This window comes from Bradyrhizobium sp. Ec3.3, from assembly GCF_000472925.1.
GTDB lineage: Bacteria > Pseudomonadota > Alphaproteobacteria > Rhizobiales > Xanthobacteraceae > Bradyrhizobium.
Genome location: NZ_AXAS01000033.1, coordinates 58,827 through 83,153, shown reverse-complemented (window position 1 = coordinate 83,153; position 24,327 = coordinate 58,827). Strand labels below are relative to the sequence as shown.

Genomic DNA, 24,327 nt, shown 5'->3' with positions numbered 1-24,327 from the left:
GGAGGGAGTATCCCCGTGCTCATCGGCGTTCGGCCGGCTGACGTCGGCCAATGTAACGCGTTTACTTCGCGGCGCTGTTCACGCTGCGATGATGGATCGACACGGCGGCCGAATTGAGCGTCGGACCGGAGGCGCTCACGAGGTCACTGCGCAGCGATGGCGAAGCGGCTTGAAGTGCGAAGATGATGGCTATTTGGGTCCGGTTCTGAAGGCGGTATTTGCGCATGATGTTGCCGATATGCGCGCGAACCGTATTTTCGGAGATCTTGAGCTCGTAGGCGATGTTCTTGTTCTGCATGCCACGGGCAATCAGCATCATGAGCTCGCGCTCACGCGGCGTCGGTGTGATTGGTACGCTTGTATTCATGACCAATTCCTCCCTGGCATGAAGGTTGATGTGACCATCCCAGCATTTTTCTCACTCCACCTTAAGCGCTTCGATCGGACTGAGCTTGGAAGCCATGTGGGCGGGATAGAACCCGAAGATCACACCGGTCACGGCTGAAAATCCAACGGCGAGGCCGATCGACTGCATATCGATCGCGGTGACCCAGCCAGCTACTCGCGCCACCGTCATCGACATCGTGACGCCGCCGACGACGCCGATGGCGCCGCCAAGAAGACAAAGGACGAGAGCTTCACAAAGGAATTGCAAACGAATATCGCGCATCCGGCCGCCAAGCGCGCGGCGAATTCCGATCTCGCGGGTGCGCTCGGTGACGGAAACGATCATGACATTCATGATGCTGATGCCGCCGACGAGGAGCGAGACCGAGGCGATCGCGAACAGCAGCAGCGCCACGGTGCGGATGGCACCCTGTTGCGCCTCCATGGCAGCCGCGGGATCCAGCACCTTGAAATCGTCGGCCTGACCGGCGGGAATCCTGTGTCGTTGCCGCAGCAGGCCTTCGATCTCGCTGGTCGCACCTGCCATCTGGGTATCGGAGGCGACCTTGACGAGGATATAGGCGATGGCGTCGCGGTTGATACCGCTCGCGCTGCCGAGAAAGCGCAGCTTGGCGGTGGTCAATGGAACGAAGGCGACATCGTCCTGCGCCGGACCTTTGCGATCGAGCACGCCGATGACTTCGAGCGGGACCTGCATGATCCTGACTTGCGCGCCGATCGGATCGTCGCCCGGCGCGAACAGCTCTTTGGCGGCGGCACTGCCCAGAATGACGACCTTCGCGGCGCTCGCTTCGTCGGCCGCGGAGAAGTATCGGCCGGATGACAATTGCCAGTCGCGCACCATGAAGTGCGAAGTGGTCGTGCCGTTGATCGTGGTGTTCCAGTTCTTGGCTTCCCGGATGACTTGCGCGGTGCCCGCAACCGAACCCGCCGCGGTCTGGATCTCGGGAATCTGATCGAGGATCGCCTGCACGTCGCCCTCGGTCATCGTCAGCTTGGTGCCGGCCTTCATGCGAACGGCACCCTGTTGAACCGCGCCAGGCTCGATCATCAGCACGTTGGAGCCGATCGAGCGGATCTGCTCCTCGACACGAAGCTGCGCGCCCTTGCCGATGGCGAAAACGGTGACGATCGAGGCCACGCCGATCACGATACCCAGGATGGTCAGGATGCTGCGCAGTGGATTGAGGCGCAGCGCGTGAAGGGCGGTCTGAAGGGCCTGATATGCCGTCATGATGCCCAGACCTTGTTTGGCAATGGGTCACGCATCTCATCTGCGACGACCTCGCCGTCATGCAGGCGAATGGTTCGTTCGCAGCGCGCGGCCACGCTGGAATCGTGGGTGATCATCACGATGGTCTGGCCGCCGTCATGGAGTGCGTCGAACAGAGCCAGAATCTCGGCGCCGGTCCGGCTGTCCAGTGCGCCGGTCGGCTCGTCCGCGAGCACGATCGCCGGCGAGGCGACGAGGGCGCGCGCGATCGCAACGCGTTGCTGCTCGCCGCCGGACAGTTGCCTCGGAAAATGCCGCGCCCGGTGCAGCATGCCGACCGCCTCGAGGCACTGTTCGGCACGCAGCATCCGCTGCTTGTGACGGATGCCACCATAGACGAGCGGCAGCGCCACGTTCTCGACCGCATTGTGCCGCGCGAGAAGATTGTAGGATTGGAACACGAAGCCGATGGCGTGCGCGCGCAGTTCGGACCTGCGGTCATCAGCCAGATCGGCGACGTCGCCACCTTCCAGGAGGATCGCGCCCTCGCTCGGCCGATCAAGCAATCCGATCATGTTCATCAGGGTCGATTTGCCGGACCCCGACGGGCCCATGATGGCAAGACTTTCACCGCGCCGGATGTCGAAGCTGACGTCGCGCACCGCGGTCACCGCGACGCCCTCGGTCCGGTAGGTGCGACAGACTGATCTGACGCTGACGAGTGCGGGCAGGGCGGTCATGATCCGAACCTTATTCCGAGGAGCTCCATGCCCGCAGGCCGGATCGCCTGTCCGACCGCGACCTGGCTGCCTTCCGTCAAGTCGCCGCTCTTGAGCGCGACCTGCTCGGCACCGTCGGTGCCGACTGTGACCGCGATGCGCTTGAGCGAACCCGAGGGCATGCGCAGCCATACGCCGTCACGGCTTTGGGGCGTCGATGGCTGCGTGCCGCTCGGCTGGAAGCGCAGCGCTGCGACCGGTACCTTCAGAACGTCGTCCTGGCGGTCGACCACGATCTTGACGAGGGCGGTCATGCCGGGAAGCAGTGCGCCGTCGAGATTGGAGGTCGACAGCACGACGGTATAGGTGACCACGTGCTGCTGGGTCTGCGGCGCCTTGCGGACCTGTCGCACGATCGCTTCGAAGCGGCGGTCGGGATAGGAATCGACCGTGAAGTGTGCCCGCTGGCCGGCGGCGATGCGTCCGATATCCGCCTCATCGACCTGGGCGTGGATTTCCATGTCCTCGAGCCGGTGCGCCACGAGGAAGGCGGTTCTCGCCTCGAGGCCGACCGCGAGCGTCTGGCCCTCGTTGATGAACCGGCCGACGACCACACCGTCGATCGGCGAGCGGATGATGGTGCGGTCGAGATCGGCCTCGGCGGCGCGGAGGATGGCCTCCTTCTCCGGCACCGCCGTCCTCGCCTGCTGGAGTTCGGCCTCGATCCGGCGCACATCGGCGGTGGCGCCTTCGACGGCGTAGGCGTTCAGCGTCACGAGGACCTCCGCCTCGCGCTCCTGTGCGAGACGCGCGGTGAAATCGGTCTGCGCATCCTCGACCGTCGTGGTTGCCACCACGTTCTGCGACTGCAACGCCAATTTCCGCTGGAGGGTCCGCTGCGCCGACGCCTTCACGGCCTGGGCACTGTCGAGCTTGGCCGACAGCACCGCCCTTGTACCCTTCGCATTCTCCAGGTCGATCTTGCCGCGGTCGAGCTTGGCCTGTTCCAGCTCGACATTGGCGCGCGCCATCTCGATCGCCGCCTTGGCTTCGTCGACCTTGGCCGCAAAGCTCCGCGGGTCGATCTGCGCCAGCGGCTGGTCCTTCCGCACATTGTCGTTGAAGTCGACGTAGACCTTCGAGATCTGCCCCGACAGTTGCGAGCCCACCTCGATCGTCTTCACCGGCTGAAGCGCGCCGGTCACCGTGATCGTCTGCTCGATGCTGCCGCGCTGGATCGAGGCGTAGCGGAACATCAGCGGGTCGGAGCCGAAGGTCGGCGTTTCGTGTAGGGCGGGCAGGATGGCCTGTGTGGTTGCGCGATAGGCGTGTCCGGCTTCGTTTGCGATCCAGGTCGTCGAAGAGCGCACACCGGCGGGGTCGATGGCAAAAGCCGCCGCAAGTGCGGACACGCCACCCAACGCAACGAGGATTGGCACAAAACGCATATTGAAACCCCGGCCTTATCAAAAAGAAGACCGTCAGGCACAATTCGCACCCTCACGCACAGGTAGCAATTTCTGCGCTCTCGCTTGACGGTCCAGCAATATGTCGTCGGTTCTAGGCCCCTGGACGTGTGCGCTCCATGAAACAAACGTCAAGTTGTGAGCCGCCGATCCGCCACTTTTGGGATGTTGGATATACTTCGGGATACGACGCAGCTTCAGAATCGATCTTTTTCAATCACTAATTGTAAGATGTGCTATGGTGGAGAGGGGATATGCGCTGGTGGGAGCGTACTGATTTCTGCTCGTGTATGAGAGCGCACCATGAGTACATGTGCGACACGGCGGCGGCTTCAGCACATTCGTTGCACGAAAGCGCGGCCTTCCGCATCCGCAACGCTGCGTCATGTCGTCGGCGATGCCGTGATCTCACGCAAGACCAAGCTTAATGATCATCGTCGAATGCGACGCAGTGTTTCGACGCCTGCACATGCGGCGCGTTGTCATCGATCTGTCGCATCGAGGGGAAGGAGCGCAGAAGTGTGAACTGGCCCACAGCGCAGGAAGTGTGAACTGGCCCACAGCAATGTCACGCCGCTGCACTAGGATGGTTGGTTGATTGCGTGTGAGGGAACCCAGCGGCGATCGGTTCTCACGACAAAAAGTTATAGGACAAGGAGACTTTGAGTCATGGGTAGCCCGGCAACGATTTACGTGATTGACGATGACGAGCAAATAAGGAGTGCCCTTGCAGATCTCTGCCATGACGCCGGGCTCGAGGTGAAGCTGTTCGGCTCGACTGACGAATTCTTGGTGGAGCAACTCTCCGATGGCCCGTCGTGCCTGGTGCTCGACGTTCGCTTTCCCGGCACCTCGCCAACCGGGCTCGATTTGCAGCGGATGCTGGCCGATTCGGGGGTCTCGGTTCCGATCGTGTTCATCAGCGGCCATTCGGACATCCGCATCTCGGTGGAAGCGATGAAGCGTGGTGCGGTGGAATTTTTGCCCAAGCCATTTCGCGAGCAGGAGATTCTCGATGCGGTGCGGCTCGGCGTGGAGCGTGACCGCAGGCGGCTCGAGCGCGAGCTCGTCGTGCGCCATGCCCGGCAGCGCTTCGAGGAGCTGACGGGGCGCGAGCGCGACATATTGCTGCTGATGGCGGAGGGACTCGTCGCCAAGCAGATCGCGGCCAGGCTGAATGTCAGCGAGGTGACGGTGAAGGTGCACCGCGCCCGCATGATGCGGAAGCTGCAGCTGCGTTCACCCATCGAGGTGGTGAGGCTCGTCGACAGCATCAGGCCGAACGTTGCGACGACACGTCACGGCGCCGTCGCATTGAATGGAGCCGAATTCGCACGCGGCATCTAGTCCGTCCGGACTAGCATGAACCTCAGTCTATCAGGCGCCGCCTCGACGGTTCAGAGTATCCCGCATGATGTCGCAGAGTTTTGCATACGACATCGCTCACCGCTAACCTTGGCACGAAAGGGATACTCCATGCGTAAGTTGATTCTCGCTTCCGTCGCGCTCTTCGCTCTCACCGCCGGCGCCCGCGCCGACAATACGGCGACCACCTTCCAGTTTGGCGCCGTGAACGGCTCCTCCGTGAACCAGCAGGGCCACGTGAACGACAGCTCGACGACCACTCAGGTCGGCATCGTGAACGGCGCGCTTACCCTGCAGGGCACGACCACGCCTTCGCTCAACAACACCAGCTCGGTGACCCAGGTCGGCGCCGCGAACGCCGCTGTCACCGGACAGGTTGCGACCGGCAACAACACCAGCGGAATCAGCCAGTCCTCGATCGGTGGCCTTCCGAACAACTTCGCTGCCGTTGGGCAGATCGGCCTCGGCGTGAACTCCAGCACCATTACGCAGCACTAAGCCAGCCCCGGACCTACCTGGGCGCGTCACAGCGCGGCGCGCCCGGGCCATATTCCAAATTATTGCGATCAGGCTCGTTGATGCAACGAGCGGATCGGCCAGCTACTATTGACGGAGGAAGTCACATGCGGATCAATTATCTAGTCGCAACGGCCGTCATGGTCGTCGCGTTGACCTCTATCGAGGCCAAAGCTGACAACACGGTCCAAGTGTTGCAGTTCGGTACCACGAATACCTCGTCTACGACGCAGAGCGGCCCGGTGAACAACACTGCAACGACGCTGCAATTCGGTGCGACCAACCAGGCGACGAGCGTGCAGTTGGGATCGCTGTCCTCGGTCAACTCGGCGACGATCGGACAGGGTGGCACGACGCCCACCGCGACCAACAATGCCGCGGTCGGTCAGGTCGGCGGCTCCAACACGAGCCTGATCGGTCAGATCGGCTTGAACAACGCGGCCGCCGTGGGCCAGATCGGGATTGTGAACGGCTCCACCATCCTTCAGGCAGCTCCGTGAGCTGAGGTCGCGCCGAGATCTCGGCACTAATGTGGAGGCATGTGATGAACAAGCATCTTGTGGTCGCTGCGATGGCAGCTCTCGTCTCCTGTTGCATGGCGAGCGGCCCGGCACGGGCGCAAAGCGCCGACATCAAGACGATCGTCTCGGTCAACGGGCCGCCGGTCGTCCTGAACCAGAGCAGTTCGACCAACATGGCCGGCATATTCATGGTCGGCGGCACGACCAGCGCGACCGTCACCCAGACCGGCAGCAACAACGCCACCGGCATCCTGCAATTTGGCGGGACGAATAGCGCGTCGCTCTCCCAATTCGGGAGCTTGAATTCCGGGTTCGTTGGCCAAGTCGGCCTGAACAACACGTCGCACGTCACCCAGACCAGTCCGTGAGATCCGAACCCCCGTTCGGAACTGCCGGGAGAAAGATCTCATGAGATTGCGCAGTCACATTTGGGCGGCGACCGCGATCGCCGCCGCAGTCGCGGCGAGTACCGCAGCATCCGCCGGCACAATCAAGACCGGCTTGTCCGCCGGCAAGATCAGCGTCGAGACGGTCTTCGGGTTCGGCAATGATCAGCAGCCGGCCCTGGTCGAGGAAAACAGGCAGTTCAATTTCGCGCGGGTCATCCAACTCGGCGGCACGGGTCCGGTCGATGCCACTATCATCCAGACCGGAGCAACCAATTATGCTAACGTCATGCAGACCGGTGGAACGACGAGTGCGGCGATCGGTCAGCTGGGCGTGAACAACACGGCGAACGTCATGCAGATGGGTAATGCCACGAACACACTGCTTGTGCAGGTTGGCGACATGAATACCGGCGCCGTCAGTCAGTTCGGTCGCTTCAACTGGGCCGCCATCTTCCAGTTCGGGCGGTGATCGCAAGAGGCACGCGCATGAAGCTCGTTCTGTTTGCAGCAGGAGTGGTGATGATGGTGTCGAGCGGAACGGGGCCGGCGTCGGCGGGCAGCGATGGAGACGGCCATACGACGATCGTGCAGGATGCCAACGGCCAGATGGTGATCACCCAAAGCGGCGATCCCGCGCAAGCAGAAGTGCGGATCGAGAAAGAGCCTGGGCGCACGACCGTCTACCGCAAGAGCGGCGGAAACACCGCGGTCGTGACCCAGAGTACGAATCCGGCGGACCTCCCGCCCGCCTTGCGCGAATGGTTGCGGAGCCACTCCGGGCAATGAAGACCGAGACGCCGCTTTAGCGGCTCGCGCCGCTTGGCTCCACGACCCGCTGCTCGACCAGCGTCAGACGTCCGGGAAGTGCCGCGGCGACCAGCTTGCTGGCGACGCTGCTGGCCTCTTGAACGGTGAAGTTTCCTGAAATCTGCCCCTGTCCACCGGTGATCGGCTCACGGATGATGGGGGCCGAGAGCACCTTGTCGTCGAGCACGATGGCAAACGGCTTCCCGACATTGTCCTCGGTGGCATGGGCGAAGCGCCGCTGGCCGCGGGCGTTGAAGCGGAAGTTCACGATCGGGGCGTGGGTCCTGGAGTCGTAGCCGGGCGCGGCATCGCTGAGGTCGTCGCCTTCGAGCAGGCTCTCCTTCAGCACGAGCCAAGGCGTGTTGTCCTTGAAGCCGTAGAGGACTTCGGAGCCTGCGGGCAGGGAATCCTTCAGGGCGTCCTGGGAAGACGTCGAAATATCCACCATGCGGAAGCTGACCCGCACCTTCTTTGCGAACAGCGCAGCGACGCGATCGGGATCGGCGACGCCCGGCAGCACCAGGCGAATGCGGTCGGTCCCATCAGGCAGCACGCCGGCCGGCTTGATGTCGATGTCGTACAGGCGCTGATCGATCATGGTCATGGACCGGTCGACCAGGTCGCGCAGATAGGCAGCGAAGGCGGCGTCCGTCGGCGTGAGCCTGATCTGTCCGTTGCCGGCGTCGGCAACGGTCACCGGGCTGCCGGGGATCGGCGGGTAGTCCTTGGCGGCGGTCAGCTTGGCGAGCACGCGGTCGCGGTCCTTCGGCTCGGCGATCTTGACCTCGACGCCGCCGTCGCGGATCGCAAGGCCGGAGAAGGGGACCCGGCCGTCGTGCACGATGCGATAGACGTCGTCGCGCAGATCGTTCACCGTCCGCTCGCGCAAGGCGCCGGCGTCGACCTTGAACACCATGCGCGAGCCGCCCTGTTGCGCGATCGCCTTTTCGGCGAAGGCTCCGATCTTGGCGCGCATCTTGTCGACCGGTGGTGCATCCTCGGCGAGCGCCGCGCGCAGGGGGGCGGCAACTGCGGCGGCGACGACGAGAGCCGCGATCAGCCCGGTCGACCCGGCGCTCGTCCTGCGTCCAAAAGCACTCACGTCGATGGTCATGGCGTTCTCTCTTCCGGCAGACGGCGTCTGCCACGAAACTTCAGTCGTAACCTCAGTCCCTTGGTCCCCCTGCCGGCAAAGGAGGTTCAATCGCCAAATCACCCCTCGCCCGGTGAAGGCCGCCACGTTTCGACGAGTGGGTACAGGCACGTCCGGAACCCGGCTGTCGCTGGTGGACATGACGCCGGAAGGCCGCGGCGATTTCTTTCCCAAGGCGAACTGCGACTGGCCGTCGCACGCGTCCGGACTACCACAGCGGAGCGACTTCCGGTGGCTGAGAGCCTCTGTCTCGTCGCCAGCGAGCGATCGGGGCATGGACGGCGGCCAAATCATCGATCATTCTGTCAGCTCCTGATCCGCGCGGGCGGATCGGGCCCCGCCTGAAAGCAAACTCAAACAAGCCAGGCGGGCACTGGACATGAGGGAGGACGGACGGAATGGCGGGCATTCACGCGCTCGATCGGATCATCGGCGAGGACTATCCGGAATTGGCCACGGACGAGCAGGTCCGTGCCCTGGAGCGGGTGCCTTACGCGGAGCGCATCGCGGCCGAAAGCACCTATGATGCGATCAGGCTCGGGGCGGCCCGGAATCCCGATGCGCCGGCGATCCAGTTCCTGCCCAATGCCGATCCCGCCGATGCGCCGCTGATCATCTCGCACGGGGATTTCGTCGAGCGCGTCACGCAGGCCGCCAACATGTTTCACGCGCTGGGTGCGGGCAAAGACGACGTCATCAGCTTCATGCTGCCGCTGCTGCCGGACGCTTTCGTGACGCTGTTCGCGGCGGAGGCCACCGGCATCGCCAATCCCGTCAATCCGCTGCTGGAGCCACATCAGATCGCGGAGATCCTGGAGGCTGCCAACACCACGATCCTGGTGGCGCTCGGCCCCGTGCCCGGTACCGACATCTGGCAGAAGGTCGAGCAGATCCGCCCGTCCTTGAAGCGCCTCAAGGCGATCGTGCAGGTGGGTGGCGGCGGCGATCCCGCGAACGGCATCTTCGCCTTCAACGATCTCATCAAGCAGCAGCCGGCGGACCAGCTCGTCGGTGGCCGCAAGATTCTGGGCGGCGACATCGCGGCCTATTTCCACACCGGCGGCACCACCGGCACGCCAAAGCTCGTACGCCACACCCATGCCAACCAAGTCTATCAGGCGTGGGGGCTCAACCTGCTGCTGAAGTCGAAGCCGGGCGGCAACCTGCTGTTCGGCATGCCGCTGTTTCACGTCGGAGGCTCGCTGACGCAGGTGCTGACGACGCTCGCGGGTAGCGGGTGCCTCGTGGTGCTGTCACCGCCTGGCTGGCGCAATCCCAATGCGGTGAAGAACATCTGGCAGCTCGTCGAACGCTTCAAGCCGGAGGCGCTGTCGAGCGTGCCGACCGTGCTTGCGGCAACGCTTGCCGTACCGCCGGCTGGCGCCGACATTTCGAGCCTGAAATTTGCCGCGGGTGGCGGCTCGGCGATTCCGGTCGCGGTCGGCTCCGCGATCCAGGACAAGCTGAAGCTCCCGGTGGTCGAGGTCTACGGCATGACCGAGACCTCGAGCGTGCACACCATGGCCTATCCGGACCGCCCCATCCGCCTCGGCTCGGTGGGCCTGCCGATGCCTTACTCGCGCGTGCGCATCGTCAGGCTCGACGCCGGGGGACGACTCGAGCGCGACTGCGCCGTGGACGAGATCGGCGTCGTGATCATGGCCGGGCCCGGCGTGTTCGGCGGCTATCTCAACGATGCCCACAACACGGGCGCGTTCGTCGACGAGGTCTGGGTCAATTCCGGCGATCTCGGCCGGCTCGATGCGGACGGCCATCTCTGGATCACCGGCCGCGCCAAGGACCTCGTGATCCGCGGCGGTCACAACATCGATCCGGCACCGATCGAGGAGATCATGTTCCAGCATCCGGCCGTCGGCTTTGCCGCCGTGGTCGGCCAGCCCGACGCCTATGCCGGCGAGCTCCCCGTCGGTTACGTGCAGCTCAAGCCGGGCGCGAAGGTCGAGCCGGGCGAGCTGGAGAGCTGGGTGCGCGAGCGCACGCCCGAACGCGCCGCCGTGCCCGTGCAGATCATTCCGATCGATCCGATGCCCGTCACCGGCGTCGGCAAGGTATTCAAGCCGCAACTGCGCTGGGACGCAGCCCAGCGCGTATTTGCCAAGGTGCTCACCCCGCTCACCGAGAAGGGCCTCGACTGCAGGGTAAAGGTCGGCGCCCATGGCAGCCACGGCTCGATCGCGACTGTGACGATCGCGAATGTGCCGGAAGGCAAGCGGGAGGCGGCGGCAAGCGAGGTGCACAAGCTGCTCGATCCGTTCGTGATGCGGCATGAGGTGGTGTACGCGTAGTCTTCTTCGCGGCAAGACAACTGCAAGGATGAGCTGAGATTCCGGGGGCTTGCGAGCTCCGGAATCGACGCGATTATCCGAACCTCAGGGAGAGATCGAGCGACGAAACCCTGTCGGGCGATAGTGGCCCGGCACCTTCTGCCTGCGCGCAGCGGTTTGGCCTCGAGGATGAACGGATGTCGCCGCTGAAATACCACCGCGATCTGACGCACTGGACCGAGTTCGTGCGCCTTGCGCAGGCGCGCGTTTATGGAAATTGGATGCGGCTCGCGCTCCTGGCGGCCGGTGCCTTGCCGATGCTGCTCGGCATCATCGCCTCGGGGTTGTGGCCGGGATCGGTCGACACGACCTCCGTGCTGTTCGGCATCCTGAGCACGCTCGTGGTCATCGGCGTGCTGTCGCGGTTGGGACTTCGCCGCCACGTCAAGGACGCCGGCTGGGTTCTCGGCAGTCGCGAGATCACAGTGACGGAGCAGGGCTTCGTCGACGCCGGCAACGGCACCGTGCTCAGCGTCGACTGGCCTGCCATCGAAGGGGTGAGCGTGGCCAGGAACATCATCGTTCTCTGGATGGACCGCGCCGCGGGGGTCTTCATCCCCCGTATCGCCTTCCACTCCGACGACGACGAGCGCAGCTTCGTCGAGTTTGCCGGCAAGCGCGCCGGTGCCGCCGCGTAACGGGTAGAATTGCCTAGCCCGCCGGCATCGTCTTCTCGATCAGGCGCACCCAATAGGAGGCGCCGTGACCGAGGATGTTGTCGTTGAAGACGTAAGCGGGGTGGTGGCACTCGTTGCCGTCGCCCATGCCGACCAGGATCATCGCGCCGGGACGCGCTTCCAGCATGAAGGAGAAGTCCTCGGCGCCCATCATCGGAATGAATTTTTCGTTGACGCGATCGGCGCCGGCAATATCGCGGGCGACCTCGGCGGCAACGCCGGCCTCGCGCGCGTGGTTCATCGTCACGGGATACATGCGGCTGTATTTCGTCTCGGCCGATCCGCCATAGGCGCGCGCCACGCTGTCGGCGACCTCGCCGATGCGGCGCTCGACGAGATCGCGCACTTCGGGGTCGAGCGTGCGCACGGTGCCGCAGAGCTCGGCGGTCTCGGGGATGATGTTGAAGGCCGTGCCGGCATTGAACATGGTGATCGAGACGACGGCCGATTTCAGCGGATCGACGTTGCGCGCGACGATCGACTGCAGCGCGTTGACGATCTGCGCGCCGATCAACACGCTGTCGACTGCCTTGTGCGGGCCCGCGCCGGCGTGTCCGCCCTTGCCGGTGACGGTGATCTTCACGTTGTCTGATGAGGCGAGCATCGCGCCGGGCGTCGTTGCGAAATGGCCTTCGGGCAGGCCCGGCATGTTGTGCATGCCGTAGACCTCCTGAATGCCCCAGCGGGTCATCAGGCCGTCGTCGACCATCGCCTTGCCGCCGCCGCCGCCTTCTTCCGCGGGCTGGAAGATCAAGACGGCTGTGCCGTCGAAATTGCGCGTCTCGGCGAGATACTTTGCGGCGCCCAACAGCATCGCGGTGTGGCCGTCATGGCCGCAGGCGTGCATCTTGCCGGGGACTTTCGAGGCATAGGGCACGCCTGACGTCTCCATGATCGGCAGCGCGTCCATGTCGGCGCGCAGGCCGATCGTCCGGCCGGACGTAGCCTTGCGGCCGCGGATCACGCCGACCACGCCGGTGCGGCCGATGCCCGTCACCACCTCGTCGCAGCCGAACGCGCGCAGCTTGTCGGCGACGATGCCGGCGGTGCGGTGCACTTCGTAGAGCAACTCGGGGTTCTCGTGGAAGTCATGGCGCCAGGCGGCCATTTCATCGGACAGGGCGGCAACGCGATTGATGACGGGCATGGGGGATTTCCGTTTCTTGTTGGATTGCCGAGAATAGCGTCATTCCGAGGCGATGCGAAGCATCGAACTCGGAATCTAGAAGTTGCGGCGCGAGATTCCGGTTCACGCGCGATGCGCGTGCCCGGGAATGACGGGGAAATCAGCTCTCCCCGAACACGCGCTTGAAGATCGTGTCGACATGCTTGAGGTGATAGCCGAGGTCGAACTGCTCCTCGATCTCGGCGTCCGACAGATACTTCTTCACCTCGGCGTCCTTCTTCAGGAGCTGCAGGAAGTCGCCTTCACCGCGCCAGACCGGCATGGCGTTGCGCTGCACGAGCTTGTAGGCGTCCTCGCGGCTCGCGCCCTTCTGCGTCAGCGCCAGCAGCACGCGCTGCGAATGCACGAGGCCGCCGAGGCGGTCGAGGTTCTTCTGCATGTTGGCGGGATAGACAAGCAGCTTGTCGATCAGGCCGGCCAGGCGCACCAGCGCGAAGTCGAGCGTGACCGTCGCATCAGGGCCCATCATGCGCTCGGCCGAGGAGTGCGAGATGTCGCGCTCGTGCCAGAGCACGACGTTTTCCAGCGCCGGCGTCACATAGGCACGCACCATGCGCGACAGGCCGGTGAGGTTTTCCGACAGCACCGGGTTGCGCTTGTGCGGCATCGCGGAGGAGCCCTTCTGTCCCTCGGAGAAGAACTCTTCGGCTTCCAGCACTTCGGTGCGCTGGAGGTGGCGGATTTCCACAGCGAGGCGCTCCACGGAGGAGGCGATCACGCCGAGGGTTGCAAAATACATCGCGTGGCGGTCGCGCGGAATCACTTGCGTGGAGATCGGCTCCGGCGTCAGCCCCATCGCTTTCGCAACATGCTCTTCGACGCGCGGATCGATCTGCGCGAAGGTGCCGACGGCACCCGAGATGGCGCAGGTCGCGACTTCCTTCCGCGCCGCGATCAGGCGCTCCTTGGCGCGCGAGAATTCGGCATAGGCAAAGGCGAGCTTGAGGCCGAACGTCACCGGCTCGGCGTGGATGCCGTGGGACCGGCCGATGGTCGGCGTCGTCTTGTGCTCGAAGGCGCGCTTCTTCAGCGCTGCCAGCACCTTGTCGAGATCGGCGAGCAGAAGGTCAGCGGCGCGGGTAAGCTGGACGTTGAGGCAGGTGTCGAGCACGTCGGAGGAGGTCATGCCCTGGTGCACGAAGCGCGCTTCGGGGCCGACGATCTCGGCGAGGTGGGTCAGGAAGGCGATGACGTCGTGCTTGGTCTCCCGCTCGATCTCGTCGATGCGGGCGACGTCGAAGGTGGCGTTCTTCGCCTTGTCCCAGACCGTCTTGGCGGCCTGTTTCGGGATCGTCCCGAGCTCGGCGAGGGCGTCCGCCGCATGCGCCTCGATCTCGAACCAGATCTTGAACCGCGTCTGCGGCTCCCAGATCGAGGCCATTTCCGGGCGGGTATAACGGGGGATCATCGCGGACGCTCCAAGTGGGGCGGGCGCGCCTGAGGGCGCGGACACCGGCCAAAATGCTTTTTACGCCGCGATTTAGCAGAGCGGGGAGGGCGAAACAAACGGCTCGGTCCGGCAAACGGGGGATAGTGAGGGGGTTTTCGAGGTGGACTGTCAATCACGAAAAGCTGACTGACAGATATTGAAATCTGTTATCGCTACGTGTATATCCATCTTCCGACGCTCCGATTGGGCGTCCCGCGGCTCCATCCCGGAGGCCTCAGGTCCGAAACAAAAGGGACCCCCGGGTCAGGGTGGGTCGTGGACGAAGTGGAGACTTACGACAATGACGACCGAAATCATCAACATCGCCGGGCAGATTGGGCACTGGCTCAATGTGCTGGTGGCGCGCCAGATCGCGGCGCAGGCTGCAAAACTGCCGCATTAAGGCAAGAGCTTTCCGAACGACCGGCACGGCCGCTTCGGAACGCGGTCTGATCGCCGGGTGAATGACCCCTCTCACGGGAACATGGTGCTGGCATGAACGAAACCGTTGTCTTGACGCCGGAGCGCATCCTCGAAGTCACGGAGGACGTGCTCAGGCGTTATGGACTTGCCAAGGCCACCGTGGTCGACGTTGCCCGTGCGCTCGATGTGAGCCATGGCAGCGTCTATCGCCATTTTCCGAGCAAGGCCTCGCTGCGCGAGGCCGTGGCCAAGCGCTGGCTCGAGCGCATGGATGCGCCGCTGCGCAAGATCGCCCAGGATACGGGGCCCGCACCGGCGCGGCTCGAGGCCTGGCTGCGGACGCTGTTCGCCGCCAAGCGCGAGCGCGTTTGCGACGATCCCGAGATGTTTCAGACCTATCTGACGCTCGCGCGCGAAGCCTGCGCGGCGGTGAAATGCCACAAGGACGGCCTCGTCGAGCAGATGTCGGCGATCCTGTCCGACGGCGTGAAGCAGCGCGTGTTCGACGTCGCCGACACCAAGGCTACCGCGCGCGCAATCTTCGATGCGACCAGCCGCTACCACCATCCGGCCCACGCCGACGAGTGGAAGGACGCCGATCTGCCCGCCCGCGTCGATGCGACGCTCGCGCTGCTGCTGCGCGGATTGAAGGCGTAAGGCCGAGGCTCCATCATCTCGTTCTGCCGCCCCGGAGATCAGATCTGCCGGTGGCCTCTCACCCTCTGGCCTTGTGGGCGAGGGGACCGTCGCGAAGCGAAAGCGGACGAGGGGGTTTTCTCCGCGCGTGGATGGTGGCGTCGGCCGACGGCACGACCGGCGGGCTTTCCGGATATGGATTGATCTCGATTTCGACGACGTCCCTTGACCGCCTTCGAAGGCGGTAGAAGGTTAGCTCCTGTTCGAGCATGGGGCAGCGGAAGCCGACGGCAGCCGTATCCGGCAGGCGGCAGAGTTCATCGATGAGTTCACCTACGGTGATGATCGGGGGATGGGCTGTCTTATGATTAGCCTTACTCATGGCGTTACTCCTCCACTCTGGGACTAACCAGAGTTCGACGGTCTCAGTTCCACGGCGATAGGGTGGAACAAGAGTACTCAAAGGCACCCCGCTTTGGAGTGACGGTCTCTGTGACCATCCTCCCCTGGGTGGCCCACTGGAGGGCGAGCTGCGCGCCGGTGCGTGCGTTAAAGAGCCGATCCCAACCGAATGCTGCGCAACCGCAATATGCCAAACGGGTCCTCGTGCGCGGCCAGTCTGCGATAGGTGGCAAGGTCGTCGAGCGTCGGACCTTCCCCGCGTCTGACATTCGCGCCTGCAGTCGTTCCGACCGGGATCGACGTGCCGAGGCCGGCATAGAGATAATTGTCGCCGAATGCCTTCTTGAGCGCGGCAAAGGTCGGCTCACCGGTGCAATGTCCCGGTGCAATGCTGTCGATCTTGAACCTGTCCTTCAGCGCGGTGACGACCTTCGCGATTGCCTCGTCAGGAGCGACGACAAGATGAAATCCGCCTGCGACGAGGTGAATCCTGGGATTGATAGCGCTCGCCGCCTCGACGATGCGCTCGATCCCGGGATGCGAACAACCGACCAGAAGGACTATTCCGTCTGCGGTGTTGACGGCCAAAGATAGCTCCTTGAGTTCTTTGTCCCGGGGGCATCGGAGATCAGCGAGATAAGTGTGATACCAGGGGCAATCTCGGTCGTCTGATCGATCAGTTCGAAATTTGCGCTGGCCCATGCCGAGCCGAACTTCATCACCTCGGGGGGCCTGCCTCCGTAGTACCGCATCTCCGGTGGCAAGGCCTCGTCCTTCCGATAGAAGCTGGAAGGCAGCGACGAGCCGTAGATGCCAAATCCCTCCTTCGGTGCATAGATCTTGACTGTCGGGTTGACGCTTAGGACGTAGGACAGACCCGCCATGTGATCCGAGTGGCGGTGCGAAAGAACGACAAAGTCGAGGTCGGAGAGATTGACACCCTTGGCCTTCACGTTCGCCGCGAAGATATCGGGGTTGTCACCCGTATCGAACAAGATGCGCTTTCCCGCGATTTCGACGAGAGCTGAAAAGCCCCAGTCTTTCGTCATCGTCGCGTCTGTGCCGAAGGCGTCATAAAGGATGGTGATCTGATTTTTTGCCTCGGTCGCTGCACTTTCGGCTGTTGCGACCATCGTGAAAATGCCCGAGGCGATCAGTGCTGCAAAAAGACTTTCCCTGATGTTCATGAAAGCGTCTCCTGTTGTCGTGCAAGACTTGCGACGCGAACGAGGGCGGCTTCTGAAGAGCCGTTCAAAAGTGGTTCGCGTTGTAAAATTGGAGCCTGACAGACGGTCGCTGGCCTTCCGCCAGATGTCGTGCCTGCGAACCAACTTAGCACGATCTGAGAGAGGCTGGATGGCCTTCGTTGGCCTGGCCGGTCAGCAAGCCAGGTAGTTCGGCGGGATGGCTTGAACCGTTCTGGCGGTTCTCAGACCTCGGTGCCCTAAAAGAACGGTAGCATATGGCCGGGTCGAGAAATGATGAGGTGCTTTGGGGACATTATCCAAGATGGACAAGCCGCCGAGCTCTAAAGCTTCGTCAGTCCGCAGCTCGCCGCAAGCCGCACGAGCTGCGCGTCCGTGCGCGCGCCGGTCTTCGTCTTGATCAGATAGTGGTAGTTCTGCACGGTCTTCACACTGAGATTGAGATGCGAGGCGATCTGCTCGGTGGTGGCGCCGCTGACGAACTGCCGCAAAATTTCGATCTCGCGCTCGCCCAGCCGATCGAGCACCGAGCCTGCCGGTGACAGGCTCTCCTCGGCCAAAGCATGGGCGATGTCGTCGCTCATGGCACGCTCGCCGCGCGCAACCGCGCGGACGGCTGCGACCACCGCCGAGGGCTCGCTGCTCTTGGTGACGAAACCGCTGGCGCCGGCGCCAAAGGCAGCTTTCACCAGCACGGCCTCGTTGTGCATGGTGAAGACGAGAATGCGCGCACGGGGATCGCGGGCGCGGATGTTGCGGATGGCTTCGAGGCCGCTCGCGCCGGGCATCGAGATGTCGAGCACGATGACATCAGGATCGTGCGTCTTGAAGGCGCCGTAGGCGTCCGCGGCATTGTCGGCTTCGGCGACGACATGCAGATCGCCCTGGCTTTCCAGGACGCGCCGGTAGCCTTGCCGGACGATCGGATGATCGTCGACCAGCAGCACCGTGATGCCCTTTGCCGCCACTTCCGTCATGTCAGCCTCATGCGGCCAGCGGAATGGTTGCCGCCACGCTCAGCCCACGATTGGCGCGCGCGATCGACAGCGATCCGCCGGCGGCCGCGACGCGCTCGCGGATGCCGGTGAGCCCGAAGCCGGCCGACTGTGACACCCGCTCTGCATCGCCGCCGCCGTCGTCCTCGACGCGGATCAGGAGGGCATCGTCCTCGCCGGCGCGCCGCTCGATCCGCAAGTTGATCTCGCGTGCCGCGCTGTGGCGCAGCGCATTGGTCAGGCATTCCTGGGCGACGCGGTAGGCGGTGGTGGCAGCCTGGCCGCCGATGTCCGCGAGGTTGCCCTTGAGGTCGAGCTGGATCGTCGGCTGGGTCGCGCTCTGCGAGCGCCAGCTGTCGACGAGATTGACGAGGCTCGCCTCGAGCCCCAGCTCCTCCGGCAAGGGATTGCGCAGCCGCTTCAGCGTGTCGCGGAGCGACGCCATGATGCGATGCGTAGCCTGCGAGATCATACGTGCATCCTGTGCGATCCCGCTTGCATTCGCCTGCTTCGCGCCCGCCGTTTCGATGGTGCTGGCGAAGGCAAGGATGGCGGACAGATTCTGCCCGAACTCGTCATGCAGCTCGCGGGCGAGCGCGCGCCGCTCGTCGTCGCGGATCTCGAGCAGGCGCCTCGTCAGCGCCGCGCGCTGCTCGGTCGCTTCCTCGAGCCGCCCGCTGAGATCGCCGACGGCCTTGCCGATCATCGCAAGCTCCATGGAGCGGAAGCGCGGCAGCGGCGTGCGGTATTGCCCGCGCGCCATCCGCTGCAGGGCGGTCACGATCGAGCGGGCAGGCGCGAGCGTATGCGCGATCGCGAGCGAGGCCAGCAGCGCAATCGCTGCCGACATCAAGAGCGCGACGTCGATCACGTTGAGAATGTACTCCCAGGCGAGCGAGATCGCCGCAGCCTGATCGGGCGTCGCCACGACCGTGCCGGCCGCGGCCGCGCGCGGGCTCACCGGCCGCACCACCTCGGCATGGCTGCCGAGAAAGGCCGGGATCAGGGACGCAAACCAGCGCGGCGGGGTCTGGCCGATCCCCTGGCTCTGGCCGCATAGCGGCTTCTCGAATGCGGCCGCCGGCTGGAACTGCACGCAGACTCCCGGCGCAATCAGCTTCATCGTATCGGTCGTGCGCCAGTCCGGAACAGGTACGAGGTGCTCGCGCATCCTGTTGCTGCGCAGCAAGAGCTCGCGCCAGTACAGCGCCTCCAGCGCATGCGCGACGCGCTGGGCGGAGGCGGCAGTGGCGCGATCGACGCTGCGATAGGCATCAAAAGTCGCCCAGACCGTCGCGGCGGTCAGGCACAGCGCGACGATCACGAGCAAACGGGCGACGAGTTGAAGCACGAGGCGCATGCGATCACCCCCAACGTTTGGTAAGGTCACGATAACAACGCCGCCGCATCTTGCCAATCGCGGCAGACTGATGGGCCATGCTGCTCGGGAAAATTTCCCAAGCCGATTTGGGCATGGCTCTTTGGACTGCGCGCGACGGCTTTGATCTAATCGGCGACGGGTCGTTTTTGGACCGGGGAGCGAGGCAGCATGAGTTCGATCACCATCGGCAAGAGCGCGCCGCCTGCGGCCGACCCGTCGGAGCGGAGCGCGCTCCTGCTCTGGATGATCTTCACGGGTCTGTCGGTCTTCGCCGTCGTGCTGCTGTGGCGCTTCGGCCTGATCCATCTGATGGTGGTCTCCGACCGCACCTACATTTCCAGCCTGATCGCAGTGCTCTATGTCGTCACCTGCGGCCATTGCTTCTGGCGGACCCGCGCGATCGCGCGGGAAGGGACGGCGGCGCGCCGCTGCCGTGCGGTGCTGTCGGCCAAGGACGGCAGCAAGGCGCTCGATGCTGCCGGCACATCGCTGCCGCATGGCCTCGTCAGGAATCACATCGAGAGCCTGGTGACGAAAGCCGCGGCGCAGGACTATAGGCCCGTCGACCAGACGCTCCTGCTGCGAAATCTCGCCGACCGCCTGCGCGGCTCCAACGGCTTCGGCGCCTTCGTCTCCGATACGCTGATGAAGCTCGGCCTGCTCGGCACCATCATCGGCTTCATCATCATGCTGGCGCCGATCGCGGGACTGGACGCGGCCGACAAGGTCGCGATGCGGTCTTCGATGGGGTTGATGAGCGACGGCATGGCGGTCGCGATGTACACGACGCTTGCGGGCCTGGTCGGCTCGATCCTGGTCCGCATCCAGTATTACATGCTCGATGCCGCGACCCAGCGGGTGTTCTCCGACGCCGTCGTGCTGACCGAGACCTACGTCACGCCGGCTCTGGAACGCAAGCGGCCGGGAACGCCGCCATGATGGATGAATTCGGGCTCTATCCGCGCGAGGAGGCGTTCGATCCGCTCGGCGTGATGCTGTTCAAGGCGCTCCAGGTGGTGGCCTTCCTGTTCTTCCTCGCGCTTCTCGCGGTCTCCCCGGATTCCAAGGACGGCAAGATCGACTCCAAGGCCGAGTTCATGATCACGCTGGACTGGCCGGACAATCATCCTGATGATCTCGACCTCTTCGTGCAGGATCCCGCCGGCAACATCGCCTGGTACCGACACCGCGAGGCCGGTTTCCTCACCCTCGACCGCGACGACCGCGGCGGGGCCAACGACTTCATCGTGGTCAACGGCAAGAAGATCGCATCCCCGATCCGCGAGGAGATCGTCACCGTGCGCGGCATCGTCGCCGGCGAATACACGGTCAACGTCTCGCATTTCCAGGCCACCACCGGCGAGCCCGTCTCGGCAAACATCAAGGTGCAGAAGCTCAATCCGATCGCGCAGGTGATCTTCGACAACAAGCTGACGCTCAACCATACCGGCGACGAGAAGACTGCAGTTCGATTTCGGCTCGATGCAGAGGGCAAGGTTGTCAACGTCGACCAGCGGCCGAAATCGCTGCTGGAGACGTTCCGCAGCAGTTGGCGCAACGGCGCGGATATCGATCCGAAGACCGGCGTGAGGATGCGCCGTGAGTAGCCTGCAACTGGTCATAGTCACGATTTCGGTCGCTTACGCCGTGATCGGCGCGCTGCTCCTGGTCGTCCTGGTCTATGGCCGCCTGCACTGGTCGCTGAAGGCCATGGCGGTCATTGTGACCAGCGTCTTCTATCTCGTCAGCTTCGGCGCGATGCGCGGGCTGCTCGGCTGGGCCAGCAACGACCGGCTGCCCGTGTCATTCAAGCTGTTGGCGGCGCGCATCGTCGAGCCGCATTCGCTGGAGGGTGACCCCGGCTCGATCTATCTGTGGGTCGAGGAGCTCGACGATGACCACCGGCCGAGCGGCATCCCGAGGGCGTTCCGCGTTCCCTATAATGACGCGCTGGCGGAAAAGACCCATGCTGCGGAGAACGAGATCGCGGCGGGACACCCGCAGGGCGGGCGCGCCGCAGATTTTGGCGGCGGTGACGGCACCATCATCGACATGGTCCGTGAATATGTGACGCCCAAGGCCGTGATCGAGACGGCCGGCGGCGATTCATCGACCGGTGAGTTCAATGCCCCACCGGCCGGCGCGCAAGGCGCCGTGTTCACGCCGCTGCCGCCGCCCAGAATGCCCCCCAAGGACGAGCAATAGATCCTGCCACCACCTGAGCGGCGCCGGCTGGTCAACAGCCGTGCGCTGTCGCATCTTGTTGACGTCGCTCAAATTGGCTTTATCGGCGTACGAATAGGATTTTAGGGTGGAGGACGCGTGCGACTGGCCGTCTTTTCGGATATCCATGGCAACCGGCAGGCCTTTGACGCGTGCCTGAAGGCGGCGCGCGAGCGCGGCGCCGAGCGCTTCATCCTGCTCGGCGATTTCGTCGGCTATGGCGCCGATCCGGAATGGGTGGTCGATACCGCAATGGAACTGGTGGCTCACGGCGCCGTCGCTGTACGCGGCAATCACGACCAGGCGGTCCAATCGTCGGCCGAGACCATGAACGCCGAGGCACAGATCGCGATCGAATGGACCCGCGGCCGGCTCGATGCAGCGCAGCGGCGCTTCCTCGCGGAGCTGCCGATGTCCATCGAGGATGACGGCCGCCTCTACGTGCATTCGGAAGCTTCGCACCCGACGCGCTGGACTTATGTCCGCTCGACGACGGACGCCGCAAAAAGCCTGATCGCGACGCCGTGCCACGTCACATTCTGCGGCCACATCCATCGTCCGGCGCTTTATTCGATGTCAGTGACCGCGAAGATGACGAGCTTCGTACCCAAGACCGACGTTCCCGTGCAGCTCCTGCGCGGCCGGCAATGGCTCGCTGTGATGGGCTCGGTCGGCCAGCCGCGCGACGGCGATCCCTCCGCCTGCTTTACTCTGTTCGAGACCGAGAGCTGTCAGATCATCTATTGCCGTGTACCCTATGACATCGAGGCGGCGGCGAGCCGGATCCGGGAGAACGGCCTGCCGCATTGGCTGGCCGACCGGCTGTCGCAGGGGCGCTGAGCGATGCCGAAATCCCTGGTCCAGGTCGGAGCTGAGATCGACGGCTTCATCGTCGGTGAATGCGTCCATGCCGGCGGCATGGCGACGCTGTGGACGGTCACTCATCCCGGCATCGACGCGCCGCTTCTGATGAAGGTCCCGCGGGTGTCCGAGGGCGAGGACCCCGCCGCCATCGTCTCCTTCGAGATGGAGCAGATGATCTTGCCGCGGCTCGCCGGCCCGCACGTGCCGCACTGCTTCGGCACCGGCGATTTCGCGCGCCAGGCCTATGTCGTGATCGAGCAGCTTCCCGGCACCACGCTCTATCCGCGGCTGCCAGACCTGCCGCTTCCTTACGAGGAGGCGCGCGTGCTGGTCGCGAAGATCGCGACAGCCCTTGCCGATCTGCACCGGCAGAACGTGATCCACCACGATATCAAGCCGAGCAGCATCATGTTCCGGGCAAGCGGCGAGGCGGTGCTGATCGACTTTGGGCTGTCGCACCACGACCATCTGCCGGATTTGTTGCAGGAGGAGTTCCGGCTGCCCTACGGCACTGCGCCCTATATGGCGCCGGAGCGGCTGTTGGGCGTGCGCGACGATCCACGCAGCGACCTGTTTTCGCTGGGCGTACTGCTCTATTTCTTCACCACGGGCGAGCGTCCGTTCGGCGAGGGCGAGACACTGCGCGCGATGCGACGCCGGCTGTGGCGCGATCCGCATCCGCCGTGCAAATTGCGTCCCGACTATCCGCCCTGGCTTCAGGAGATCGTGCTTCGGTGCCTGGAGATCGAGCCGGTCCGGCGCTATCCGACCGCCTCGCAGCTTGCCTTCGATCTCACCCATCCCGACAAGGTCAGGCTCACCGCGCGCTCGGAGCGGCTCAAGCGCGATCCGCTCTCGATCGCGTGGCGGCGGCGCTTCAATCACGAGGCGACGCAGCCGCGACCGAAATCGGATGTTGCCGCGCAGATCGCTTCGAGCCCGATCCTTGCGGTCGCGCTCGACACCGCCGAGGGTGCGGCTGAATTGAACGAGGCGCTACGCGTCACCACCGAGCGGATCCTGGCTACGCTGCCTTCGGCGCGGCTCGCCTGCGTCAACGTACTGAAACTGAACCGTCTCGTGATCGACCGGACGCTCGACGAAGATGGATCCAACAAGCATATCGACCGGATGGTGGCGCTCAGGCATTGGGCGACGCCGCTCAAGCTCGACGAGAGCCGGCTCACGGTTCATGTGCTGGAGGCGATTGATCCGGCCGCCGCGATCCTGGAATTTGCCGAGATGAACCAGGTCGACCACGTCATCATCGGCGCACGGCAGAGCTCGTTCAGGCGCACGCTGCTGGGCAGCGTTTCATCGAAGGTTGCGTCGGAAGCAACCTGCACCGTCACCGTGGTGCGGCCGCCAAGGATGGCTGCGGATTCGGAGGAGGTGAGGGCAGACGAAGCCGCAGGCTAGCGTGCGGATCAGGCTGCGTGGAGGCCGTGACCGTCGCGCTTGCGGCGGACGGGCAACCAGAAATCGGGCTCGGCGTCGCTCCGGTCAGGACCGACGCCGAAGAACTGGATGATCTCAGGGCAGGGCTCACAATGGAACAGATTGCCGGAGGTGGCTGCCCTCGACATCTCATTCAGGCAGTTGGGGCAAAGCGGTTTCATCAGGCTATTCCAAAAAAGGATTTCAGTGCGGACGCGGTGACTGGAACTTGTCCAGGTCCACAATCTCGGGCCCGGTGTCGTCGCTGGTCTCGCACGCGATACGCTCAAAACGATCGAAGAAATAATCGAGGTCCGGATGCGGGCGCCGCGGGATGCGGCACCTGCGCTTCGGCTGACGTTTCACGATCGCGACCTGCACGGGCGTTCAGCCCCGGTGGCGATCAAGATGGATGATGCGGGCGGAACGAGATGCGACCTTCACCGGTCGTGCGACATAGATGCAGCGCGCCGCAAGCGCTGCATTCAAGCCAAGCCACAACGCCACGCCAGTCCAGACCAGGGTCGTCGTCATGATGTGCTCCCGTCAAAAAGGGGAGCGCTCTTG

At 64.1% G+C, this 24,327-nt stretch carries 29 protein-coding genes; 14 read left to right on the top strand and 15 right to left on the bottom strand.

What is annotated here, in order from left to right:
• Positions 1 to 61: 61 nt before the first annotated feature.
• From YUU_RS51885 to YUU_RS0127950, 4 genes are read right to left on the bottom strand one after another with little or no spacing between them, the layout of a single operon-like run.
• Positions 62 to 367: a response regulator transcription factor gene (locus YUU_RS51885; protein ID WP_051389916.1), complete on the bottom strand. Its 306-nt coding sequence runs from the start codon at positions 365 to 367 to the stop codon at positions 62 to 64.
• Between the two features lie 51 nt (positions 368 to 418).
• Positions 419 to 1,642, bottom strand: coding sequence for an ABC transporter permease (locus YUU_RS0127960; protein ID WP_027525363.1), 1,224 nt, complete (start codon positions 1,640 to 1,642; stop codon positions 419 to 421).
• On the bottom strand, positions 1,639 to 2,361 hold the full coding sequence (locus tag YUU_RS0127955) for an ABC transporter ATP-binding protein (protein ID WP_027525362.1): 723 nt from the start codon (positions 2,359 to 2,361) through the stop codon (positions 1,639 to 1,641). The genes YUU_RS0127960 and YUU_RS0127955 overlap by 4 nt, the downstream gene beginning before the upstream one ends.
• Positions 2,358 to 3,788, bottom strand: coding sequence for an efflux RND transporter periplasmic adaptor subunit (locus YUU_RS0127950; RefSeq protein WP_027525361.1), 1,431 nt, complete (start codon positions 3,786 to 3,788; stop codon positions 2,358 to 2,360). The genes YUU_RS0127955 and YUU_RS0127950 overlap by 4 nt, the downstream gene beginning before the upstream one ends.
• Positions 3,789 to 4,475: 687 nt before the next feature.
• On the opposite strand from YUU_RS0127950, the gene YUU_RS51880 reads away from it, so the two are divergent.
• The 6 genes from YUU_RS51880 to YUU_RS0127915 all read left to right on the top strand — a co-directional run bounded on the left by YUU_RS51880 (position 4,476) and on the right by YUU_RS0127915 (position 7,383).
• Positions 4,476 to 5,153 (top strand): response regulator transcription factor, encoded by a 678-nt coding sequence (locus YUU_RS51880; protein ID WP_051389915.1) that lies wholly within the window; start codon positions 4,476 to 4,478, stop codon positions 5,151 to 5,153.
• A gap of 129 nt (positions 5,154 to 5,282) precedes the next feature.
• The gene (locus tag YUU_RS0127935; protein WP_027525360.1) at positions 5,283 to 5,669 is read left to right on the top strand and encodes a hypothetical protein; all 387 of its coding nucleotides are present in this window, start codon (positions 5,283 to 5,285) and stop codon (positions 5,667 to 5,669) included.
• Between the two features lie 125 nt (positions 5,670 to 5,794).
• Positions 5,795 to 6,187 carry a curlin gene (locus YUU_RS0127930; protein ID WP_027525359.1) on the top strand — a complete coding sequence of 131 codons (393 nt, stop codon included), beginning with the start codon at positions 5,795 to 5,797 and terminating at the stop codon, positions 6,185 to 6,187.
• 44 nt (positions 6,188 to 6,231) lie between these two features.
• A complete protein-coding gene (locus YUU_RS0127925) occupies positions 6,232 to 6,576 on the top strand; it encodes a curlin repeat-containing protein (protein ID WP_027525358.1) in 345 nt (114 codons plus the stop codon).
• Positions 6,577 to 6,616: 40 nt separating this feature from the next.
• Positions 6,617 to 7,066: a minor curlin subunit gene (locus YUU_RS0127920; protein ID WP_027525357.1), complete on the top strand. Its 450-nt coding sequence runs from the start codon at positions 6,617 to 6,619 to the stop codon at positions 7,064 to 7,066.
• Positions 7,067 to 7,083: 17 nt separating this feature from the next.
• Positions 7,084 to 7,383: a hypothetical protein gene (locus tag YUU_RS0127915; protein WP_027525356.1), complete on the top strand. Its 300-nt coding sequence runs from the start codon at positions 7,084 to 7,086 to the stop codon at positions 7,381 to 7,383.
• Between the two features lie 16 nt (positions 7,384 to 7,399).
• Here the strand turns inward: YUU_RS0127915 and YUU_RS0127910 are convergent, their stop codons facing one another.
• Positions 7,400 to 8,518 (bottom strand): preprotein translocase subunit SecD, encoded by a 1,119-nt coding sequence (locus YUU_RS0127910; protein ID WP_051389914.1) that lies wholly within the window; start codon positions 8,516 to 8,518, stop codon positions 7,400 to 7,402.
• A 437-nt stretch (positions 8,519 to 8,955) separates the two neighbouring features.
• Here YUU_RS0127910 and YUU_RS0127905 point away from each other — a divergent pair, with 437 nt between their 5' ends.
• Together YUU_RS0127905 and YUU_RS0127900 are read left to right on the top strand one after the other, a co-directional pair.
• Complete coding sequence (locus tag YUU_RS0127905; RefSeq protein ID WP_027525354.1) at positions 8,956 to 10,863, top strand: acyl-CoA synthetase; 1,908 nt, start codon at positions 8,956 to 8,958, stop codon at positions 10,861 to 10,863.
• A 176-nt stretch (positions 10,864 to 11,039) separates the two neighbouring features.
• On the top strand, positions 11,040 to 11,540 hold the full coding sequence (locus YUU_RS0127900) for a YcxB family protein (protein ID WP_027525353.1): 501 nt from the start codon (positions 11,040 to 11,042) through the stop codon (positions 11,538 to 11,540).
• Between the two features lie 13 nt (positions 11,541 to 11,553).
• On the opposite strand, the gene YUU_RS0127895 is transcribed toward YUU_RS0127900, so the two are convergent.
• Positions 11,554 to 12,726 (bottom strand): M20 aminoacylase family protein, encoded by a 1,173-nt coding sequence (locus YUU_RS0127895; RefSeq protein WP_027525352.1) that lies wholly within the window; start codon positions 12,724 to 12,726, stop codon positions 11,554 to 11,556.
• Positions 12,727 to 12,865: 139 nt separating this feature from the next.
• Positions 12,866 to 14,173, bottom strand: coding sequence for an adenylosuccinate lyase (gene purB / locus YUU_RS0127890; RefSeq protein WP_027525351.1), 1,308 nt, complete (start codon positions 14,171 to 14,173; stop codon positions 12,866 to 12,868).
• A gap of 516 nt (positions 14,174 to 14,689) precedes the next feature.
• Between purB and YUU_RS0127880 the strand changes: the two genes are divergently transcribed.
• Positions 14,690 to 15,274: a TetR family transcriptional regulator gene (locus tag YUU_RS0127880; RefSeq protein WP_027525350.1), complete on the top strand. Its 585-nt coding sequence runs from the start codon at positions 14,690 to 14,692 to the stop codon at positions 15,272 to 15,274.
• 58 nt (positions 15,275 to 15,332) lie between these two features.
• Here the strand turns inward: YUU_RS0127880 and YUU_RS0127875 are convergent, their stop codons facing one another.
• The 5 genes from YUU_RS0127875 to YUU_RS0127860 form a co-directional block, all read right to left on the bottom strand.
• Positions 15,333 to 15,635 (bottom strand): hypothetical protein, encoded by a 303-nt coding sequence (locus YUU_RS0127875; RefSeq protein WP_027525349.1) that lies wholly within the window; start codon positions 15,633 to 15,635, stop codon positions 15,333 to 15,335.
• A 167-nt stretch (positions 15,636 to 15,802) separates the two neighbouring features.
• A complete protein-coding gene (locus YUU_RS61390; protein ID WP_245288107.1) occupies positions 15,803 to 16,243 on the bottom strand; it encodes a hypothetical protein in 441 nt (146 codons plus the stop codon).
• The gene (locus tag YUU_RS61385; RefSeq protein ID WP_245288106.1) at positions 16,216 to 16,842 is read right to left on the bottom strand and encodes an MBL fold metallo-hydrolase; all 627 of its coding nucleotides are present in this window, start codon (positions 16,840 to 16,842) and stop codon (positions 16,216 to 16,218) included. Before YUU_RS61385 ends, YUU_RS61390 begins: the two co-directional genes overlap by 28 nt.
• A gap of 341 nt (positions 16,843 to 17,183) precedes the next feature.
• The gene (locus tag YUU_RS0127865; protein WP_027525348.1) at positions 17,184 to 17,837 is read right to left on the bottom strand and encodes a response regulator transcription factor; all 654 of its coding nucleotides are present in this window, start codon (positions 17,835 to 17,837) and stop codon (positions 17,184 to 17,186) included.
• Between the two features lie 7 nt (positions 17,838 to 17,844).
• Positions 17,845 to 19,215, bottom strand: coding sequence for a sensor histidine kinase (locus YUU_RS0127860; protein ID WP_027525347.1), 1,371 nt, complete (start codon positions 19,213 to 19,215; stop codon positions 17,845 to 17,847).
• 189 nt (positions 19,216 to 19,404) lie between these two features.
• Here YUU_RS0127860 and YUU_RS0127855 point away from each other — a divergent pair, with 189 nt between their 5' ends.
• The 5 genes from YUU_RS0127855 (at position 19,405) to YUU_RS0127835 (ending at position 23,742) form a co-directional block, all read left to right on the top strand.
• Entirely contained in the window at positions 19,405 to 20,175 is a 771-nt protein-coding gene (locus YUU_RS0127855; RefSeq protein WP_027525346.1) for a MotA/TolQ/ExbB proton channel family protein, read from the top strand.
• The gene (locus YUU_RS0127850) at positions 20,172 to 20,843 is read left to right on the top strand and encodes a hypothetical protein (RefSeq protein WP_027525345.1); all 672 of its coding nucleotides are present in this window, start codon (positions 20,172 to 20,174) and stop codon (positions 20,841 to 20,843) included. The genes YUU_RS0127855 and YUU_RS0127850 overlap by 4 nt, the downstream gene beginning before the upstream one ends.
• Entirely contained in the window at positions 20,836 to 21,441 is a 606-nt protein-coding gene (locus YUU_RS0127845; RefSeq protein WP_027525344.1) for a hypothetical protein, read from the top strand. The genes YUU_RS0127850 and YUU_RS0127845 overlap by 8 nt, the downstream gene beginning before the upstream one ends.
• Before the next feature lie 117 nt (positions 21,442 to 21,558).
• On the top strand, positions 21,559 to 22,299 hold the full coding sequence (locus YUU_RS0127840; RefSeq protein ID WP_027525343.1) for a metallophosphoesterase: 741 nt from the start codon (positions 21,559 to 21,561) through the stop codon (positions 22,297 to 22,299).
• Positions 22,300 to 22,302: 3 nt separating this feature from the next.
• Complete coding sequence (locus tag YUU_RS0127835; RefSeq protein ID WP_027525342.1) at positions 22,303 to 23,742, top strand: bifunctional serine/threonine-protein kinase/universal stress protein; 1,440 nt, start codon at positions 22,303 to 22,305, stop codon at positions 23,740 to 23,742.
• 8 nt (positions 23,743 to 23,750) lie between these two features.
• Here YUU_RS0127835 and YUU_RS0127830 read toward each other — a convergent pair whose 3' ends face one another.
• Genes YUU_RS0127830 through YUU_RS60370 form a run of 3 tightly spaced genes read right to left on the bottom strand, consistent with a single transcriptional unit; the run spans position 23,751 to position 24,294 of the window.
• Positions 23,751 to 23,942, bottom strand: a complete 192-nt coding sequence (locus YUU_RS0127830) for a hypothetical protein (protein ID WP_027525341.1) — start codon at positions 23,940 to 23,942, stop codon at positions 23,751 to 23,753.
• A gap of 22 nt (positions 23,943 to 23,964) precedes the next feature.
• Positions 23,965 to 24,141, bottom strand: a complete 177-nt coding sequence (locus YUU_RS60375) for a hypothetical protein (protein WP_198031834.1) — start codon at positions 24,139 to 24,141, stop codon at positions 23,965 to 23,967.
• Between the two features lie 6 nt (positions 24,142 to 24,147).
• Positions 24,148 to 24,294, bottom strand: a complete 147-nt coding sequence (locus YUU_RS60370; protein ID WP_198031833.1) for a hypothetical protein — start codon at positions 24,292 to 24,294, stop codon at positions 24,148 to 24,150.
• Positions 24,295 to 24,327: the final 33 nt, after the last annotated feature.